This is a genomic window from Microbacterium paludicola (assembly GCF_039529675.1).
Taxonomy (GTDB): Bacteria; Actinomycetota; Actinomycetes; order Actinomycetales; family Microbacteriaceae; genus Microbacterium; species Microbacterium paludicola.
Genome location: NZ_BAAANG010000035.1, coordinates 54277 through 73775, shown reverse-complemented (window position 1 = coordinate 73775; position 19499 = coordinate 54277). Strand labels below are relative to the sequence as shown.

The following is a 19499-nucleotide window of genomic DNA, read 5'->3' as shown; positions in this document are numbered from 1 at the left end:
CGTTCACCCCTCGAACCGCGTGTCCTCGTCGGGCCGCGTCGCCGTGAGCCACGCCGCCTCGACATCGCCCCCGAGCCGGGCCGCGTGCCATCCGGCGCGGGCCGCGCGGTCGAGGGCGTCGCCGCGCGGATCCCCCGCGAGCAGCACCGCGTGGGACGACTGCGCGGCGACCGGTCCGAGGTCGGCCACGTCCTGGGCGTCGAGGCGACCGGTGACGAGGATGACCGGCGCCCCCGACCAGTTGCCGACCGCGGTCGAGAGACGCGCGAGGGTGTCCTCCCCGCGCGGGGCGATCCCGGCGAAGGCGACGAGCAGATCGGACATCTCCTCGTGCGACTCGACGAGGCCGATCACGGCGCCGTCGCTGTCCATCACGCTCACGGAATATCCGTCGCGCGCCAGGCTCCACGCCGCCGAGACGCACAGCGTGATGGCCGCCTCGAAGCCCTCGTCGGTGCCGTGCGGAGCGGCGGAGCCCCAGCGCTCGGCGCCGCGGCTGAACACGATGATGGCGCGCGGCGTCGTCTCCCGCTCCTCCTCGCGCACCATGAACGAGCCGTGGTGTGCCGACGCCCGCCAGTGGATGCGGCGCATCGAGTCGCCCGGCGCATACGGGCGCGGGATGAGGTTGTCCGCGCCCTGCCCGTGCCGGCCGGTCGTGAGCTGCGAGCTGCCGCTGGCGCCCGGCGACCCCGGCAGGGCCGCGAGCGGGATGACCGCGGGGACGATCGTGACGGGGGTGCGCATCCCGATGGTCGTGCGGCGACGGGTGAGGCCGAACGGGTCGACCGCCGCGGTCTGCAGCGGCCCGATCGTGTGCCGACCGCGACGCATGCCCATCACGGCATAGGACACGTGCAGGATGCCGCGCCCGCCCGGCGGCAGCTCGCCGGTGGCACCGTTCGGCGACGCCTCGGTCGCTATCGCGCGCACCGCGAAGTCGGGCAGGCCGTCGCGCCACGTGCCGCCGGGCACCGGCCGCGCCGACAGCAGCAGCCGCGCCTCGACCGTCGAGATGCCGCCGACGCTCGCCACGTCCGTCGTCAGCGAGCGGTCGACATCCGTCACCCGGCCCGCCAGACGCAGGCTCAGCCATCCGCCGGCCGTCAGCAGCAGCAGCGCGAGGCCGAAGACCGCGAGTTCCACCCGCCCGAGGCTCGACGCGGCGATCAGCAGGGCCACGCCCAGCGCCACCGCTCCCGCCCCGCGCAGGGTCAGCGGCGCGCCGCCGAGAGAGCGGGAGGACGAGGCGGGGGACATGTCCGGATCCGGATCAGCGCACCGCGAGCGGCACCCGGACGGACGCCGCGATCCGCCCGAGGATCTGCGGCACCGGGTCTCCCGCGCGATGGGCGCCCGACGCCGAACGGGAGGCGATGAGCCGGTGCGCGAACACCGGCTCGAGCAGGTCGGTGACGTCGTCGGGGATGACGAACGAGCGTCCGTCGAGCGCCGCCCACACCTTCGCCGCCCGCACCAGCTGCAGCGTCGCGCGCGGGGACGCGCCGAGGCGAAGCTCGGGGTCCGAGCGGGTCGCCTGCGCCAGGGCGACCGCGTACTCCTCGATCGTCGGCGCGACGTGCACCGACCGGGCGAACCGGATCAGCGCCGACACGTCGTCGATCGTCACGGCCGGACGAAGCGCCGCCAGCGGGTTCTGCGTGTCGCGCTGGCGCAGCATCAGCGCCTCGGCCTGCGCGTCGGGGTACCCCATCGAGATGCGCAGCATAAAGCGGTCGCGCTGCGCTTCGGGGAGCGGGTAGGTGCCCTCCATCTCGAGCGGATTCTGCGTCGCGACCACGAGGAACGGATCCGGCAGCACGTGAGACGTGCCGTCGACCGTCACCTGCCGCTCCTCCATCGCCTCGAGCAGCGCCGACTGCGTCTTGGGGGAGGAGCGGTTGATCTCATCCGCGATCACGATGTTCGCGAACACCGCCCCGGGCGTGAAGCTGAACTCGCGCGTGCCCGGGTTGAACACGGACACGCCCGTCACGTCGCTCGGCAGCAGGTCGGGCGTGAACTGCACGCGCCGCACCCTCGCGTGGATCGACGCCGCCATCGCCCGCGCCAGCACCGTCTTCCCGACGCCCGGCACGTCCTCGATCAGCAGGTGCCCCTCGGCAAGCAGCGCGACGAGAGCCGACCGCACTGCCTGCGGCTTCCCATCGATCACGGAGCTGACGGAACGGATGATGCCGTCCGTCGCCTCCTGGAAGCGCTCCGCGGTGATCGGCTCGGTCATCCTGCTCCTCGATCTCGGCGCATCCGCCGGATCGATCCCGTCGTCTCTGCGCGTCTTGGGTACATCTTGCCCCGAGAAGAGCCGGTCCGCGCCTGCCCGATGTGCCGGATCGCCGCGCGTCGTCTAAACTGGACCAAGCTCTCCGCGTGGCGACATCCAGGCCAACTCCCCCAGGACGGAAACGTAGCAAGGGTAACCAGGCTCTGTCGGGTACGCGGAGAGTCTTTTTATTTAGGAGCGGCAGTTCTTTTCAGGAGCGGCTCGCACCGTTTTCTTCAGAAGCGGCTCGCACGCTCGCGCCGACGCTCCGCGCCGGCACTCGCGAGCGAGGCACCGTCGCTGACGCTCCGCTGCGGCAGCGCTTCGCGCTGAGTTGGTCGCTTCGCTCCACGCTCACTTCGTTCGCACGGGGGCACAGGTGCGTTGCCCCAACCCCGGTTATCGAGCGAGCTTGCGAGTCGAGATGACGGCTCGCACGGGTGGGTCGCTTCGGGCCGGTCGCTTCGGCTCGCTGGCGCTCGCTCAGCAACCGGTGGGGTAAACGTGCGGCGTGTGCACCTTTCCGCCCCGCATTCGGTGCGTTTGCCGCACCTCTGCGAGTACCGCACCCCGGTTATCGAGCGAGCTTGCGAGTCGAGATGACCGGCTCGCACGGACGGGCGGCTCCGCGGCGGTCGCTCAGCAACCGGGGGCGCCCCTGTCCCGGCCACCCCGCGCGGACGTAGGCTGGCGGCGTGGCGAGGAGCATCTACATCACCTCCGCGGAGGGGCACTCCGGCAAGTCCACCATCGCGCTCGGGGTGCTCGACGCCCTCAGCCGGGTGACGCCGAAGGTGGGGGTGTTCCGGCCCATCGCGCGATCCACGGTGGAGCGCGACTACGTCCTCGAGCTGCTGCTCGGCCACGACGGCGTCGACCTCGACTACGACGAGTGCGTCGGCGTCACCTACGACGACGTGCGCGCGGATCCCGAGGCGGCACTCGGCACGATCGTCGGCAGGTTCAAGGCCGTCGAGGCGCAGTGCGACGCGGTCGTCGTCGTCGGCACCGACTACACCGACGTCGGCAGCCCGGCCGAGCTCGCCTACAACGCGCGCATCGCCGCGAACCTCGGCACCCCGGTGCTGCTCGTGCTCGGCGGCCGCGCCCAGCAGGGGCAGGCCGAGCAGCTCGGCACCACCACCGCGCGCACGCCCGAGGAGATGGCGCAGCTCGCGCACCTCGCCCTTCCCGAGCTCGAGCGCGGCCGTGCCGAGCTCGCCGCGGTCGTTGTGAACCGCGCCGATCCGGATCAGCTCGCCGACACGACCTCGGCCGTCGCCGCGGCGGTGGGCGACGGCGTCCCCGTGTGGGCGCTTCCCGAGGACCGGATGCTCGTCGCGCCGTCGATGCAGGACATCCTGCGCGCGCTCGGCGGCACGCTGCTCAAGGGCGACGAGCAGCTGCTCACGCGCGAGGCGCTCGGCGTGGTGATCGCGGGCATGTCGATGGTCAACGTGCTGCCGCGGCTGAGCGAGGGGGCGGTGGTCGTGATCCCCGCCGACCGCACCGAGGTGCTCGTCGCGGCGCTGCTCGCGAACCAGTCGGGCACGTTCCCGAAGCTCACCGGCGTCGTCCTGAACGGCCCGTTCCCCGTGCCGGAGGACGTGCTGCGCCTGATCGACGGCCTCGGATCCACCCTCCCCATCGTGACCACGGATCTCGACACCTACGCGACGTCCGTCCGCGTGATGGGCGCGCGCGGGCGCGCATCCGGATCCGGTCGCCGCTTCGACACCGCGCTCGCCCTGTTCGAGCAGCACGTCGACACCGCCGAGCTCACGCGCGTGCTGGGCGTGGCCCAGGCGACCGTCGTGACGCCGCTGATGTTCGAGTACGGGCTGCTCGAGCGCGCCCGCGCCGACCGCCGCCACATCGTGCTGCCCGAGGGCGACGACGACCGCGTGCTGAGGGCCGCCGCCTCGCTGCTGACGCGCGGCGTCGCCGAGCTCACGATCCTCGGGGACCCCGACGCGATCGCCGCCCGGGCGACCGAGCTCGGGATCGACCTCTCCGACGCGCACCTGCTGAGCCCCTTCGACCCGCAGCTCGTCGAGCGCTTCGCGACCGAGTACGCGAAGCTGCGCGCCCACAAGGGCGTCACCTACGAGAAGGCGGCCGACACCATCACCGACGTGTCGTACTTCGGCACGATGATGGTGCACCTGGGGCTCGCCGACGGCATGGTGTCGGGAGCCGCGCACACGACGGCGCACACCATCCGGCCCGCGTTCGAGATCATCAAGACGAAGCCCGGGGTGTCGGTCGTCTCGAGCGTGTTCCTGATGGCCCTCGCCGACCGCGTGCTGGTCTACGGCGACTGCGCGGTGATCCCGGATCCGACGAGCGAGCAGCTCGCGGACATCGCGATCTCGTCGGCGGCGACGGCCGCACAGTTCGGGGTCGAACCGCGCGTGGCGATGCTGTCGTACTCCACCGGGGAGAGCGGATCGGGTGCCGACGTCGACAAGGTGCGCCTCGCGACCCAGCTCGCCCGGGAGCGCGCTCCCGAGCTGCCGATCGAGGGCCCGATCCAGTACGACGCGGCCGCCGACGCCGCGGTGGCGAAGGCGAAGCTTCCTGGATCCGCCGTGGCCGGCCGGGCGACGGTGTTCGTCTTCCCCGACCTCAACACGGGCAACAACACCTACAAGGCGGTGCAGCGCTCGGCCGGCGCGGTCGCCATCGGGCCGGTGCTGCAGGGTCTCAACAAGCCGATCAACGACCTCTCGCGCGGCGCGCTCGTGAGCGACATCGTCAACACGGTCGCGATCACCGCGATCCAGGCCCAGGGGGATGGGCGCGCGTGATCCGGTCGACGGTCGGCCTCGGTGCGAGCGAAGCGAGCGTGCCGCGGATGCGGCCCCGCGAGCGCGGAGCGCGAGCCGGCGATGGAGCGCAGCGACAGCGCCATCGCTCGCGAGGGTGCCGCTTGCGGCCCCGAAGCGTGCGATCGAAAGGAAAAGAATGATCGTCCTCGTCGTCAACAGCGGGTCGTCGTCGTTCAAGTACCAGCTGCTCGACATGGCCCACGAGCGCGTGCTCGCGTCGGGGCTCGTCGAGCGGATCGGCGAGGACACCGGCGTCGCCACGCACACGGTGCGCTTCCACGCCGAGCCGGGGCAGCCGGCCCCGGCGGTGCTCGACTCGACGCATCAGATCGAGCGGCCGATCCCGGATCACACGGCCGGCTTCGCACTCATGCTCGACGCGTTCGCCGAGCACGGGCCCTCGCTCGACGACCACCCGCCCGTGGCGGTCGGGCACCGCGTCGTCCACGGCGGGGCGCGGTTCTTCGAGGCGACGGTCATCACCGACCTCGTCGAGATCAACATCGACGAGCTGTCGGTGCTCGCGCCGCTGCACAACCCCGGCGCCCTGCAGGGGATCCGGGCCGCTCGCCGCGCCTTCGCGGACATCCCGCACGTCGCCGTGTTCGACACGGCGTTCCACCAGACGCTGCCCGCCGCGGCGTACACCTACGCGATCGACCGCGAGCTCGCCGAGCGGCACCGCATCCGGCGCTACGGCTTCCACGGCACGAGCCACTCGTATGTCAGCGCGACGGCGGCCGAGTTCCTCGGCCGCGACCTCGCCGAGCTGAAGCAGATCGTCTTCCACCTCGGCAACGGCGCGTCGGTCACCGCGATCGACGGAGGCCGCTCGGTCGAGACGTCGATGGGGCTGACGCCGCTCGAGGGGCTCGTGATGGGCACGCGCTCGGGCGACCTGGATCCGGCCGTGCTTCTCCACCTCGCCCGGCGCGCATCGATGTCGATCGACGACCTCGACCGGCTGCTCAACAAGAACAGCGGCATCCTGGGCCTCGCGGGAGTGACCGACATGCGCGACCTCGCGGCGCGGCGCGGGGCCGGCGACGAGGGTGCCCAGCTGGCGTTCGACGTGTACATCCATCGCCTCCGCGCCTACGCCGGCGCGTACATCGCGCAGCTCGGTGGCGTGGACGTGATCTCGTTCACCGCGGGCGTCGGCGAGAACGACGCCGCGATCCGCGCGGCCGCCGTCGAGACCCTCGGCTTCGCGGGTGTCGAGCTCAACCCCGAGCGCAACACGGCCCGCGAGCGCGGCGCTCGCCGCATCTCGACCGACGACTCGAGGGTCGCTGTGCTGGTCGTCCCCACGAACGAGGAGCTCGAGATCGCGCGCCAGACCCTGGCGTCCGCGACGTAGGAGGCATCGGTCATGCTGCCCCTGGACCTCGCACGCCGCCTCCGCGACGCCGGCGTGCTCTGGCAGCCCGAGCCCGGCGACCGCTTCACCATCGACCAGGAGTCGGTGGCGGGGGAGGTGTTCTGGATCAGCCATCTCACGATCGACATGCACGTGTTCCAGGGCCAGCCCGTGCTGGGCTTCAACGGCACGACCGAGTGGGCCCTCGACTCGGTCACTCTCGACAGCGCGCTGTGGCTGCCGCGCGAAGACCAGCTGCGCGAGATGCTCGGCGACCGGCTGCTGGCTCTCGAGGCCGAGTCCGCGGCCGAGTCCGGCGCCGAGGCCGAGGCCGGGGCCGGATGGGTCGTGCGCACCCTCGACGGCCGGTTCCGGCACAACGACGCGGAGGCCGCGTACGCGCTCGCGCTGCTCGCGTGGCTCGAGCGGGATGCTCCGTGACGCGGAGCGGGGACCGCTCGCCCGCGGGACCGACGTCGCGCACGCCGCCCCTGATACCTGCGAAACCCGGTGGCCACTACGCTGGGTCGCGTCGCCGAGCGATCTGGAGGACCCGTGTCCGATCTGCCTGATCTCACCCAGTACGACGCCGTGCTCTTCGACCTCGACGGGGTGATCACGCCCACCGCCGAGGTGCACATGCACGCCTGGCGGGCGATGTTCGAGACCCTGTTCTCCGACTGGGACATCCAGCCGCCGTACACCGACGCCGACTACTTCGACCACCTCGACGGCAAGAAGCGGTACGACGGCGTGGCCGCCCTGCTGCGCAGCCGCGACGTCGAGGTGCCCTGGGGCGACCCGTCGGACGCGCCCGAGGCCGACACCGTCTGCGGCATCGGCAACCGCAAGAACATCGTCTTCTCCCGCGTGCTGCGCGAGGAGGGCATCCAGGCGTACCCCGGCACGATGCGGCTGATCGACATCCTCGACGCGGCGGGCGTTCCGTCCGCCGTGGTGTCGAGCTCGAAGAACGCCGAGGACGTGCTCGCCGCCGCGGGCATCCGCGACCGCTTCCCCGTGGTGATGGACGGAATGGTCGCCGAGCGCCAGCACCTTCCCTCCAAGCCCGCGCCCGACGTGTTCCTCGTCGCGGCGCAGATGGCGGGGGTGGATCCGTCCCGGACCGCCGCCGTCGAGGACGCGATCTCCGGCGTCCAGTCGGCCGCCGCCGGGGGGTTCTCGCTCGTCGTGGGCGTCGACCGCGGCGCGGGCGCGCAGGCCCTCCGCGACGCCGGCGCGCACGTCGTCGTCTCGGATCTTGCCGAGTTCGCCGACGCGCACGACAGTCGATCCGGTTCGGGCTCAGCCTGATCCGGCACCATCTCCTCAGCACGTTCTTCCCGCATCCCCGCGCCCGTCCCGCATCCCGTACCCCTGAAGGACCTCGATGATCGATCGCGAACGCTTCCCCGTCGACCCCTGGCGCCTCATCGAGACGCGCTATTCGGGGGAGGACGCGGGCGTGACCGAGACGATCTTCTCGGTCGGCAACGGCTACCTCGGCTTCCGCGGAAACCACCCCGAGGGGCGCCACGCGCACGAGCACGGCACGTTCATCAACGGGTTCCACGAGACGTGGCCGATCCGCCACGCAGAGCAGGCATACGGCTTCGCCGAGATCGGCCAGACGATCATCAACGCGCCCGACTCGAAGGTCATGCGCGTGTACGTCGACGACGAGCCGCTGTCGCTGGACATCGCCGAGATCCGCGAGTACGAGCGCGTGCTCGACATGCGCGAGGGCGTCTACCGGCGCCGGCTGCTGTGGCGCACGCCCGCGGGCAAGGACGTGCTGATCGAGGACGACCGCGTCGTGTCGTTCGAGGAGCGCCACCTCGCCGTGATGCGGATGACCATCACCGTGCTCGACGACGACGCCCCGGTGACGATCAGCTCGCAGCTCGTGAACCGCCAGGACGGCGAGAACGTCTACGGCGGCACCCCGGCCGTGCTCGCCCAGAAGGCCGCGGCGCGCAGCGCGACGTTCGATCCCCGCAAGGCCGAGAAGATCGGCGAGCGGGTGCTGATGCCGCAGGAGTACTGGCAGGACAACCTCCGCTCGGCCCTGTCGTACAAGGTGACCGAGTCGGGGATGACGATCGCGGTCGGAAGCGACCACCGGATCGACACCGACAACGACTACGACATACGGCACCTCGTCGACCCGGACATCGCCAAGCACGTCTTCCGGGTGCAGGCGAAGGCCGGCGTGCCGACCACCATCACCAAGGTCGTCAGCTACCACACGTCGCGCGGCGTCCCCGCGCGTGAGCTCGTCGAGCGCTGCCGGCGCACGCTCGACCGCGTCGCCGTGATCGGGGTGGAGGAGATCCACCGCCGCCAGCGCGAGTGGATGGACGACTTCTGGAGCCGCGCCGACATCCGGATCAGCGGTCAGGACGGGCTGCAGCAGGCGACCCGATGGTGCCTGTTCCAGCTGGCGCAGGCGGCGGCGCGCGCCGACGGCTTCGGGGTGTCCGCGAAGGGAGTGACCGGCTCGGGGTACTCGGGCCACTACTTCTGGGACACCGAGATCTACGTGCTGCCGTTCCTCGCGTACACGAACCCGCTCTGGGCGCGCAACGCCCTGCGGATGCGGACGATGATGCTGCCCGCCGCGCGCCGCCGGGCGGCGCAGCTGAACGAGGCCGGCGCCCTGTTCCCGTGGCGCACGATCAACGGCGAGGAGGCCTCCGCGTATTACGCGGCGGGCACCGCGCAGTACCACATCAACGCCGACGTCTCCTACGCGATCGTGAAGTACGTGCGTGCCACCGGCGACCGCGACTTCCTCGAGCGCGAGGGCGCCGACGTCCTCGTCGAGACCGCGCGCCTGTGGGCGACGCTCGGGTTCTGGCGCTCGTACGACGGCATCGAGTCGTTCCACATCCACGGCGTCACCGGCCCGGACGAGTACACCACCGTGGTCAACGACAACCTCTTCACGAACGTGATGGCGCGCTTCAACCTGCGCGCCGCCGCGCGCGTGGTGCGCGACATGGCCGAGGGGAACCCCGGCGCGTTCCGGCGCCTGTCCGACCGGGTCTCGCTCGACGCCTCCGAGCCCGAGGCTTGGGAGCGCGCCGCCGACGCGATGCGCATCCCGTACAGCGAGAGCTTCGGCATCCACCCGCAGGACTCGCTGTTCCTCGAGCGCGAGGTCTGGGATCTCGAGCACACGCCGGATGACCAGCGCCCCCTGCTGCTTCACTTCCACCCGCTTGTCATCTACCGCTTCCAGGTGCTGAAGCAGGCGGATGTCGTGCTCGCCCTGTTCCTGCAGGGCAACCACTTCACGGCGGAGGAGAAGCGCGCCGACTTCGACTACTACGACCCGCTGACCACGGGCGACTCGACCCTGTCGGCCGTCGTGCAGTCGATCCTGGCGGCCGAGGTCGGGTACCAGGACCTGGCGCACGACTACTTCGAGGAGGCGCTGTTCGTCGACCTCGGCGACCTCCACCACAACGCGGCCGACGGGGTCCACGTGGCCTCGGCCGGCGGTGTGTGGACCGCCCTGGTGTCGGGCTTCGGCGGCATGCGCGACCACCTCGGCGAGCTCACGTTCGATCCGCGCCTGCCCGCGGAGTGGCCCGAGCTCGCGTACACGCTGCAGTGGCAGGGCCGCGCCCTCGACGTGGTGCTGCGTCGCGACGAGATGCGGGTGAGCGTCCGGCCCGGTGAGGCAGGGGACGACGCGGCCGCGCCGGTGCCCTTCGAGGTGCGCGGGAAGGCCTACATCGCGACCGTCGAGCAGCCCGCCGTCGTCCCGCTCGCCGACCAGGGCCCCGTGCTTCCCGGCCGCCCGACGCTCAAGCCCTTCTCGGAGATGCGGCGCGACGACGGCACGATGCTCGAGCCGACCGTGCCCACGACGGCGTCGATCCCGGTGACCACGGCGATCCCTGTCATCCACGACGGACATCCCGCGCATGACTGATCCGCTGATCACGGCCGAGGAGCTCGCCGAGCGGCTGGGCGAGGTCACGCTGCTCGACGTGCGGTGGACCCTGCAGGATCCGGATGCCGGGCGTCCCGACTACCGCGCGGGGCACATCCCGGGCGCCGTGTTCGTGGATCTCCACCACGAGCTGGCGGATCCGTCCCGGCCCGCGACCGAGGGGCGGCATCCGCTGCCGTCCATCGAGGCGCTGCAGCGCTCCGCGCGCGCGTGGGGCGTGACGACCGGGCGCCCGGTCGTCGTCTACGACGCGACGTCGGGGATGGCCGCGGCGCGCGCCTGGTGGCTGCTGCGGCACGCCGGCGTGCACGACGTGCGGGTGCTCGACGGCGGGCTCGCGGCGTGGAGCGGGCCGCTCGAGACGGGCGAGGTGACGGCGGAGCCCGGAGACATCGAGCTGCGATACGGATCGCTGCCGGTGCTGACCGCCGACGACGCCGCGGCGTTCCCGCGCATCGGCACGCTGCTCGATGCCCGCGCGGGGGAGCGCTACCGCGGCGAGGTCGAGCCGATCGACCCGCGCGCCGGGCACATCCCAGGTGCCGTGTCCGCCCCGACCACGGGCAACATCGACCCGCGGGGAGGGTTCCTCGAGCCCGGATCGATCCGCGCGCGGTTCCAGGAGCTCGGCGTCGACCTGAGCGCGCCGGTCGCCGTGTACTGCGGCTCGGGCGTCACCGCCGCGCACACCCTGCTCGCGCTCGCCGCTGCCGGCGTCGACGGGGCGCTGTACCCGGGCTCGTGGAGCCAGTGGTCGAACCTGGAGGACCGCCCGGTCGCCACCGGTCCGCAGCCGTAGGCCCCGAGCGCGCGGGTGGTACCACGGTGCCACCGGATCGGCGCAGGTCGCGACCCGGGGCGGACGCGCCGGATACCGGCCGATTCCTAGCGTGGAGGCACGCCGCCACAAGGCGACGTCCACCTAGGAAGGAGCACCCCGTGATCGAAGCGCAGGGACTCACCAAGCGCTACGGCGCGAAGACGGCGGTCGACGGCATCGGGTTCGTCGTCCAGCCGGGAAAGGTCACCGGATTCCTCGGCCCCAACGGGGCGGGGAAGTCGACGACGATGCGGATGATCGTCGGCCTCGACGCGCCCACCAGCGGCCGCGTGACGGTCGGCGGATCCGACTACCGCGGCAAGCCGGCGCCGCTGCGCGAGGTCGGCGTGCTGCTGGAGGCGAAGGCCGTTCACACCGGCCGCACCGCCCGCAACCACCTGCGCGCGCTCGCCGCGACGCACGGCATCCCCGCCTCCCGCGTCGACGAGGTCATCGGCCTCGCTGGCCTCGAGGCGGTCGCGTCGAAGCGCGTCGGCGGCTTCTCGCTCGGCATGGGTCAGCGCCTCGGGATCGCGGCGGCACTGCTCGGCGACCCGCAGGTCGTGATCCTCGACGAGCCCGTCAACGGACTCGACCCCGAGGGCGTGCGGTGGATGCGGCTGCTGATGCGGCGTCTGGCCGCAGAGGGGCGCACGGTGCTGCTCTCGTCGCACCTGATGAGCGAGATGTCGCAGACGGCCGACCACCTGATCGTGCTCGGGCGCGGCCGTGTGCTCGCCGACGCCCCCGTCGACGAGGTGATCGCCCGCGCGCCCGGCTCGTCCGTGCGCGTGCGCACCCCCGACCTGCCTCGCCTCGCCGCGGTGCTCGGGCGTCTCGACGTGACGCTCACCCCGCTCGAGGACGGCGCCGTGCAGATCTCGGGCACGGTTCGCGAGCGCATCGGCGAGGCGGCCGCGGCCGCGGGCGTTGTGCTGCACGAGCTGACGACCGTCATGGGATCGCTCGAAGACGCCTACCTCGACCTCACCCACGACGAGGTCGAGTACCGTGCCGAGCTGGAGGAGGTCGTCCGATGACCGCGCTCACCGCCCCGCGTCCGGCCCTCGCCGGCGTCCGCATCACGTTCCCCCGGGTTGTGCGATCCGAGTGGATCAAGCTCACGAGCCTGCGCTCGACGGGCTGGTCGCTCGCGCTGATCCTGCTGATCGGCGTCGGCTTCGCCGCGATCCTCGCCGCCACGATCGACATGGTGGACGGCGTTCCCGACGACGGCGCGAGCGCGCAGACGGTGACGCTGTCCGTGATCACGATCGGCTTCACCATGGGCCAGCTCGTCGCGGCCGTGCTGGGTGCGCTCAGCCTCGGCGGGGAGTACGCCACCGGCATGGTGCGATCGACGTTCGCCGCCGTGCCGCGCCGCCTTCCCGTGCTGTGGGCGAAGGCGGTCGTGCTGTTCGCGACGGTGTCCGTCGTGGGCGCGGTGACCGCGTTCGCCAGCTGGGCCGCCACGTACGGAATGCTCGATGCCAAGGGACTCGCCTCGCCGCTGGACGGTGACCTCGCCCTGGCGCTGGTGGGCGGCTCGGTCTACCTCGGCCTCGTCGCCGTCTTCGCGCTGGGCGTCGCGGCGGCCGTGCGCTCGTCCGCCGGATCGATCGCGTTCGCGCTCGGCATCCTGCTCGTGCTTCCCACGCTCGTGATGGTGCTGGGGTCAGCTGTCGAATGGGTCGCCGACGTGCAGCCGTACCTGCTGTCGAACGCCGGCGACGACATGTTCAGCATCGCGCCCGCCGAAGGTGTCGAGGAGGGCAGCCTCGCGCTGCCGGTCGCCGCCCTCGTGGCGACCGCCTGGACGGCCGCGTCGCTCGCCGTCGGCGCCCTGGCGCTGCGCGGGAGGGACGTCTGAGCGCTTCCTCTCCCCGGTCGCCCGGTCCCGCTTCCGCGGGGCCGGGCTCCGGCGCGCTCCCGGGCGACCTTGCGCTGCCGTCGCCGCCGGGGTTCATCCGGCGTTACCTGCAGGCCCACCCGTGGGTGACGGATGGGCTCGTCGCGGGCGTGTACCTGCTCATCACCGCCGCGAGCGTCGCGGCGTATCTCCTGCCAGAGCCGCGTCCGGAGCTGCCGCCCGTCTGGGTGGTCATCGCGCTGGGGATCGCGGGCGGGGTCGTTGTGCTGCTGCGGCGCCGGTTCGTGTGGCCGGCGTTCGTGGGGGCGATGGTCCTGCTGCTCGTGTCGTTCCCCATCGACTCGCCGCTGCAGCCCGCGGCCGTGCTGATCTCGGTGTACGCGCTGGGGGTGTACAGGTCGTCGCGCGCGGCCTGGCTCGGCTTCGGGATCGCCTCCGCCGCCGGCATGCTCGACGCGCTCCTGAAGGCGCTGATCCACGGGCGAGGAGCGGAGGCCGCTGCCGACGGAGGCCCGCTCGTGCTGTGGCTGAACATCGCCGTGCCGTTTGTGGTGATCCTGCTGATCGCGACGCTGCTGGGAACCAACGTCGGCGGGCGCAAGCGCTACGTCGCGGCCATCCTGGATCGCGCGGCGCAGCTCGGGCGCGAGCGCGACCAGCAGGCGGAGATCGCCTCGGCCCGCGAGCGCGAGCGGATCGCGCGCGAGATGCACGACGTGATCGCGCACAGCCTGTCGGTCATGATCGCGCTCGCCGAGGGGGCCGCGGCGACGCCGGATCAGGCCCGCTCGCGCGACGCGATCGGGGCCGTGGCCGAGACCGGCCGCCGCACGCTGGGCGAGGTGCGCAGGCTGCTGGCGATCGTGCGGTCCGACGGCGGGTCCGCCGGACGATCCGACGTGCGCGCGCCGCAGCCCCAGGCCGACGACCTTCCCGCGCTGGTCGCCGAGTTCGCCCGGGCGGGCCTTCCGGTGACGCTGACCGCGTCGGGCGCGCCGCGCGCCGATGCGGCCCTGGGGCTGACCGTGTACCGGATCGTGCAGGAGTCGCTGACGAACGCGCTGCGCCACGCCCGCGGAGTCACCCGCGCCGACGTCCGCGTGGAATGGCGCGAGGACGCCGTCTCGATCCTCGTCGAGGACGACGGGCTCGCGGTCGCTGTGTCGGAGGGCGGGCGCGGGCTGCTCGGGATGCGCGAGCGTGCCGCGCTGTACGGCGGCACGGCCGAGATCGGCCCCCGCGAGCCGCGAGGATGGCGCGTGAGCGTGCTGCTGCGAGAGGGGGAGGCATCGTGACGGATGCGGTGAGGGTGCTGCTGGTGGACGACCAGCACCTGGTGCGGATGGGGTTCCGCATGGTGCTCGAGGCCGAGCCCGGCATCGAGGTCGTCGGCGAGGCCGGCGACGGCGCCCAGGCGCTCGAGCTCGCGACCCGGCTGGTTCCCGACGTCGTGCTGATGGACGTCCGGATGCCCGGGGTGGACGGCATCGAGGCGACCGAGCGGATCACCACGCGCCTTCCCGGAACGCGCGTGCTCGTGCTGACGACCTACGACCTCGACGAGTACGCGTTCGGCGCACTGCGCGCCGGAGCCAGCGGGTTCCTGCTGAAGGACACGCGCCCCGCCGAGCTGCTGAGCGCGATCCGCTCGGTTGTGAACGGCGACGCGGTCGTGGCGCCGCGAATCACTGCGAAGCTCATCGAGTACGCGGCCCCGCACCTCGCCTCCGACCGCAGCGCGGAGGCCGACGAGGCCCTGCAGGCCCTCACGGCGAGGGAGCGCGACGTCTTCCGCCTGATGGCCGAGGGGGCCACCAACTCGGAGGTCGCGGCCGCCCTGTTCCTGAGCGAGTCGACCGTCAAGACGCACGTGGGCCGGATCCTGCTCAAGCTCGGCCTGCGCGACCGCGTGCAGGCGGTGATCCTTGCGTACCGGCTGGGCGTGGTGCGCCCGGAGTGAGCCTGGGGATCCCGCCGCGTCTATGTCGGTGGGCTCCCGTAGGCTGATCGGGTGACCACCGCCCTGTATCGCCGCTACCGGCCCGAGACCTTCGGGGAGATGATCGGGCAGTCTCAGGTCACCGAGCCGCTGATGACCGCGCTGCGGGGTGACCGCATCGGGCACGCCTACCTGTTCTCGGGTCCGCGCGGCTGCGGCAAGACGACCTCGGCCCGCATCCTCGCACGCTGCCTGAACTGCGCCGAGGGGCCCACCGACACCCCGTGCGGGAAGTGCGACAGCTGCGTCGAGCTCTCGCGCGCCGGCGGCGGATCGCTCGACGTGGTCGAGATCGACGCGGCGAGCCACAACGGCGTCGACGACGCGCGCGACCTGCGCGAGCGCGCGGTGTTCGCGCCCGCCCGCGACCGGTTCAAGATCTTCATCCTCGACGAGGCGCACATGGTGACGCCGCAGGGCTTCAACGCGCTGCTGAAGCTCGTCGAGGAGCCTCCCGCGCACGTCAAGTTCATCTTCGCGACGACCGAGCCCGACAAGGTCATCGGCACCATCCGCTCGCGCACGCACCACTACCCGTTCCGCCTCGTGCCGCCCGCCGCGATGCTCGACTACGTCCAGTCGCTGTGCGAGCAGGAGGGAGTGAACGTCGAGACCGGCGTGCTTCCCCTGGTCGTTCGCGCGGGCGGCGGATCGCCCCGTGACACGCTCTCGATCCTGGATCAGCTGATCGCCGGATCCGACGGGGACCACGTCGCCTACGAGCGCGCGGTCGCGCTGCTCGGCTACACGCACGGCGAGCTGCTCGACGGCGTCATCGACGCGTTCGCGTCGGGCGATGCCGCGGCCGCGTTCGGGGCGGTGGACCGCGTTGTGCAGACGGGCCAGGATCCGCGCCGGTTCGTCGACGACCTGCTCGAGCGCCTGCGCGACCTCATCGTGATCGCCGCCACCGGCGCCGGCGCCTCGGCCGTGCTGCGGGGGATCCCGTCCGACGAGCTCGAGCGCATGGCCGGTCAGGCGCAGCGCCTCGGCGCCGAGCGGCTGTCCAAGACCGCCGACATCGTCAGCGCCGCGCTCGACTCGATGTCGGGGGCGACGTCGCCGCGCCTGCAGCTCGAGCTGATGATCGCCCGCGTGCTCGCCGGTGCGCTCGCTCCCGCGGCCGCCGCGACCCCCGGCGCCGCACCGCTGCCGGGCGCCGTGCCCGCCGCGGCTCCGGCCCCGGCGGCCGCGCCCGCGGCTCCCGCTGCTGCACCGGCCGCTGCGCCGGCGCCTGCTTCGGCGGCTCCCGCTGCTGCTCCTGCTCCGGCGGCCCCCGCTCCCGAGCCGGCACGTCCCGCCGCCGCTGCGGCGGAGATCCCGGCTTCGACGGAGCGAAACCCCGCCCCGGCTCCGGCGAACACGACATCTCCGGCGAACACGACATCTCCGGCGAACGGGGACGCCGTTCCCGCCGCCGGATGGGCCACCGTCGCACCCGGCACGGCGCCCGCCGCCACGCCCGAGCCCGCGGCGGAGCCCTCGCCGCCGGTGCCCGCCGGGCCTCTCACGCTCGACGGCATCACTGCAGCATGGGGCTCCGTGCTCGAGCGCCTGCAGGGGATCAGCCGCACAAGCTGGCTCGTCGTCTCCGGCGCCCGCGTCGTCGACGTGAAGCCCGACGACGTGCTCGTGCTCGGCTTCCCGAACGAGGGCGATCTCGGCAAGTTCAAGACGCGCACCCCGCAGGGCGGGATCAGCGAGGACCTGCGCACCGCGATCCTCGCCGTGCTCGGCGTGCGCGTGAAGTACCTGGCGCGCCTCGACACCGCGGGCAGGGAGAGCGGCCCGCGCGAGCAGAGCGGCGGGCGCCCCTCGGCCGAGCCGTCGTCCGACCCCGACCCGGCCCGATCCGCCGCGCCCCCGGCGACCGCACCGCAGGCGCGGCCGTCGTACGACGATCTGCCGCCCGAGCCGGACTACCCCGACGACCCGTACGCGGGCGAGCCGTATCCGGATGAGGACGCGTACGCCCCGCCTCCCCGAGCCTCGGCCCCTGCGGCACCGCGGCGCCCCGAGCCCGCTCGTCCCGCCGTGCGCGACGAGCAGCAGCGCCGCGAGCCGGTCTCCGCCCCGGCGACCTATGCCGCCGCCCCCGTCACCGACTGGGCCGTCGCGCCCATCCCGAACTCCGACGCGTCGCCCGCACTCGCGGTGGACGACGATCCGGAAGAGGCCGCGGTGCCCGTGTCCGCACGCGTCGCGACGCTCGAGCGCGAGGGCGAGGTCATCCCGACCGAGGTTCCCGTCGACGCCGAGGACAAGGAGCCGGAGGCGCCCGTGGTGCCGCCGGTCATCCAGACTCCGACGGTGACCGTGCAGCGCCGCGTCGTGCAGACCGACGGCGTGCAGCGGTACGGCGAGGCGGTCGTGCGGCAGATCCTCGAGGCGCGGTTCCTGCACGAGGAGCCCTACGAGCCGCCCACGCGGTTCCAGTGAAAGTGACCCCCTGAATGTATGACGGCATCGTCCAGGAGCTGATCGACGAGCTCGGTCGCCTGCCTGGCATCGGCCCCAAGTCGGCCCAGCGCATCGCGTTCCACATCCTGCAGACGCCGACGTTCGACGTGTCCCGGCTGTCCGAGCTGCTGCGCGAGGTGCGCGAGCGCGTGAAGTTCTGCGAGATCTGCGGCAACGTCTCCGAGCAGGACACGTGCGCCATCTGCCGCGACCCGCGCCGCAACCCGGCGCTGATCTGCGTCGTGGAGGACGCGAAGGATGTCGCCGCGATCGAGCGCACGCGGGAGTTCCGCGGGCTGTACCACGTGCTCGGCGGAGCGATCAGCCCCATCGCCGGGGTCGGTCCGGATGATCTCCGCATCCAGCAGCTGATGTCGCGTCTCGCGGACGGCACGGTGCAGGAGGTCATCCTTGCCACCAACCCGAACCTCGAGGGCGAGGCGACGGCCACCTACCTGAGCCGCCTTCTCACCTCGCTGCAGATCACGGTGTCGCGTCTCGCCTCGGGCCTGCCCGTCGGCGGCGACCTCGAGTACGCCGACGAGGTCACGCTCGGCCGCGCCTTCGAGGGCCGCCGCACGATCTAATCGCTCGCTTCGCTCGCGCATCCCACGCGCTTGGGCACCCGCTGATCGCTTCGGCTCGCAAGCTCGCTCAGCAACCGTCGGGCCCGGTTATCGAGCGAGCGGAGCGAGTCGAGATGACGGCTCGCATTCGGGGGCGGCTTCGGTGCGGTCGCTTCGGCTCGCGGGCTCGCTCCGTCATCAGAGTTTCGCGATGCCTGGCCCCTTCGAGACGCGCCCCGACGGAGCGCCAGCGACGTCCATCGAGCGCGAGCGCCGGCGCGAAGCGTCGGCCGAGCGATCGATCCACGCGCGGCCGAAATGCGATGTCGGAGGCCCGTGCGAGGATCGGCGCGTGCCATCGTCTCGCTTCACCACCCGGGGATGGGTGCTCTTCGCCATCATGGCGATCCTGTGGGGAATCCCGTATCTGTTCATCCGCGAGGCGGTCGAGTCGTTCTCGCCCGCCGCGGTCGTCGCGGTGCGCACCGGCGGGGCCGCGCTCCTGCTGCTGCCCTTCGCGCTGCGCCAGGGCGCGCTGAAGCCGGCGCTGCGCAAGTGGCCGTGGGTGCTCGCCTTCGCGGCGATCGAGATGGCCGGGCCGTTCGTGCTGCTGGCGCACGCCGAGCAGACGATCCCCTCGGGCCTCACGGGTCTGCTCGTGGCGACCGTGCCGCTGTTCGCCACGGTGATCGCGGTGATCCGCGGCGACAGGGGAGCGCTGCGGCCGCTGCGCACGATCGGCCTCGTGCTCGGCTTCGCCGGGGTCGCGATCGTCGGCCTCGGCAGCTCCGGCGGCGCCGGCGCCGACCTCCTCGCCATGGGAGAGGTGCTGCTCGTCGCCGTCCTGTACGCGATCGCGCCGTTCATCGTGGCGAGCAAACTGAACGAGGTCCCCTCTCTCGGCACGATCACGCTCGCCCTCGGCGCCGTCGGGCTCGGCTACGCGCCGATCGCGCTGCTGACAAGCCCTCAGCCGCCCGCGCCGAACAGCGTCATCTCCCTGGCGCTGCTGACCGTGCTCTGCACCGCCGTGGCGTTCATCGTGTTCTTCGCTCTGATCGGCGAGGTCGGCCCGGTGCGGGCGCCGCTGTTCACCTACATGAACCCCGTCGTCGCCGTCGCGCTGGGCGCGCTCATCCTGAGCGAGCCGCTGACTCCCGCCCTGCTGCTCGGCTTCCCGGTCGTGATCGTCGGCTGCCTGCTGGCGGCGGGCGGCCTCCCGATCGGCGACAGGAAGCGCGCGGACGTGCCGATCCTGTCCGAACCGGATCCCGCGACCCCGCGGAACAGTCGCTGACAGCCGCGACGGCTCAGAACGAGCCGCCGCCGTCCCCGCCCGACGACC

At 72.5% G+C, this 19499-nt stretch carries 15 protein-coding genes and 1 other RNA gene; 14 read left to right on the top strand and 2 right to left on the bottom strand.

Annotation, left to right across the window (positions count from 1 at the left end):
- Positions 1-3: 3 nt before the first annotated feature.
- Together ABD161_RS13725 and ABD161_RS13720 are read right to left on the bottom strand one after the other, a co-directional pair.
- A complete protein-coding gene (locus ABD161_RS13725) occupies positions 4-1260 on the bottom strand; it encodes a DUF58 domain-containing protein (RefSeq protein WP_344004069.1) in 1257 nt (418 codons plus the stop codon).
- 13 nt (positions 1261-1273) lie between these two features.
- Positions 1274-2245 carry an AAA family ATPase gene (locus ABD161_RS13720; protein WP_344004066.1) on the bottom strand — a complete coding sequence of 324 codons (972 nt, stop codon included), beginning with the start codon at positions 2243-2245 and terminating at the stop codon, positions 1274-1276.
- A 133-nt stretch (positions 2246-2378) separates the two neighbouring features.
- Here ABD161_RS13720 and ffs point away from each other — a divergent pair.
- The 14 genes from ffs (at position 2379) to ABD161_RS13650 (ending at position 19451) form a co-directional block, all read left to right on the top strand.
- Positions 2379-2475: signal recognition particle sRNA small type (gene ffs / locus ABD161_RS13715), an RNA gene on the top strand.
- Between the two features lie 504 nt (positions 2476-2979).
- The gene (pta, locus tag ABD161_RS13710) at positions 2980-5094 is read left to right on the top strand and encodes a phosphate acetyltransferase (RefSeq protein WP_344004063.1); all 2115 of its coding nucleotides are present in this window, start codon (positions 2980-2982) and stop codon (positions 5092-5094) included.
- A 157-nt stretch (positions 5095-5251) separates the two neighbouring features.
- The gene (locus ABD161_RS13705) at positions 5252-6475 is read left to right on the top strand and encodes an acetate/propionate family kinase (RefSeq protein ID WP_344004060.1); all 1224 of its coding nucleotides are present in this window, start codon (positions 5252-5254) and stop codon (positions 6473-6475) included.
- A 12-nt stretch (positions 6476-6487) separates the two neighbouring features.
- Positions 6488-6916: a hypothetical protein gene (locus tag ABD161_RS13700; RefSeq protein ID WP_344004057.1), complete on the top strand. Its 429-nt coding sequence runs from the start codon at positions 6488-6490 to the stop codon at positions 6914-6916.
- A 114-nt stretch (positions 6917-7030) separates the two neighbouring features.
- A complete protein-coding gene (locus ABD161_RS13695) occupies positions 7031-7789 on the top strand; it encodes an HAD family hydrolase (RefSeq protein ID WP_344004054.1) in 759 nt (252 codons plus the stop codon).
- A gap of 76 nt (positions 7790-7865) precedes the next feature.
- Positions 7866-10418 (top strand): glycoside hydrolase family 65 protein, encoded by a 2553-nt coding sequence (locus tag ABD161_RS13690; RefSeq protein WP_344004051.1) that lies wholly within the window; start codon positions 7866-7868, stop codon positions 10416-10418.
- Positions 10411-11238: a sulfurtransferase gene (locus ABD161_RS13685; protein WP_344004048.1), complete on the top strand. Its 828-nt coding sequence runs from the start codon at positions 10411-10413 to the stop codon at positions 11236-11238. The genes ABD161_RS13690 and ABD161_RS13685 overlap by 8 nt, the downstream gene beginning before the upstream one ends.
- 140 nt (positions 11239-11378) lie before the next feature.
- Entirely contained in the window at positions 11379-12299 is a 921-nt protein-coding gene (locus ABD161_RS13680) for an ABC transporter ATP-binding protein (protein WP_344004045.1), read from the top strand.
- On the top strand, positions 12296-13129 hold the full coding sequence (locus ABD161_RS13675; protein ID WP_344004042.1) for an ABC transporter permease subunit: 834 nt from the start codon (positions 12296-12298) through the stop codon (positions 13127-13129). The genes ABD161_RS13680 and ABD161_RS13675 overlap by 4 nt, the downstream gene beginning before the upstream one ends.
- Positions 13072-14424, top strand: a complete 1353-nt coding sequence (locus ABD161_RS13670; RefSeq protein WP_425560911.1) for a sensor histidine kinase — start codon at positions 13072-13074, stop codon at positions 14422-14424. Before ABD161_RS13675 ends, ABD161_RS13670 begins: the two co-directional genes overlap by 58 nt.
- Complete coding sequence (locus ABD161_RS13665) at positions 14421-15089, top strand: response regulator (protein ID WP_344004036.1); 669 nt, start codon at positions 14421-14423, stop codon at positions 15087-15089. Before ABD161_RS13670 ends, ABD161_RS13665 begins: the two co-directional genes overlap by 4 nt.
- Before the next feature lie 51 nt (positions 15090-15140).
- Positions 15141-17567 (top strand): DNA polymerase III subunit gamma and tau, encoded by a 2427-nt coding sequence (locus ABD161_RS13660; RefSeq protein ID WP_344004033.1) that lies wholly within the window; start codon positions 15141-15143, stop codon positions 17565-17567.
- A gap of 14 nt (positions 17568-17581) precedes the next feature.
- The gene (gene recR, locus ABD161_RS13655; RefSeq protein WP_135115366.1) at positions 17582-18175 is read left to right on the top strand and encodes a recombination mediator RecR; all 594 of its coding nucleotides are present in this window, start codon (positions 17582-17584) and stop codon (positions 18173-18175) included.
- Between the two features lie 331 nt (positions 18176-18506).
- Positions 18507-19451, top strand: coding sequence for a DMT family transporter (locus ABD161_RS13650; RefSeq protein ID WP_344004029.1), 945 nt, complete (start codon positions 18507-18509; stop codon positions 19449-19451).
- Positions 19452-19499: the final 48 nt, after the last annotated feature.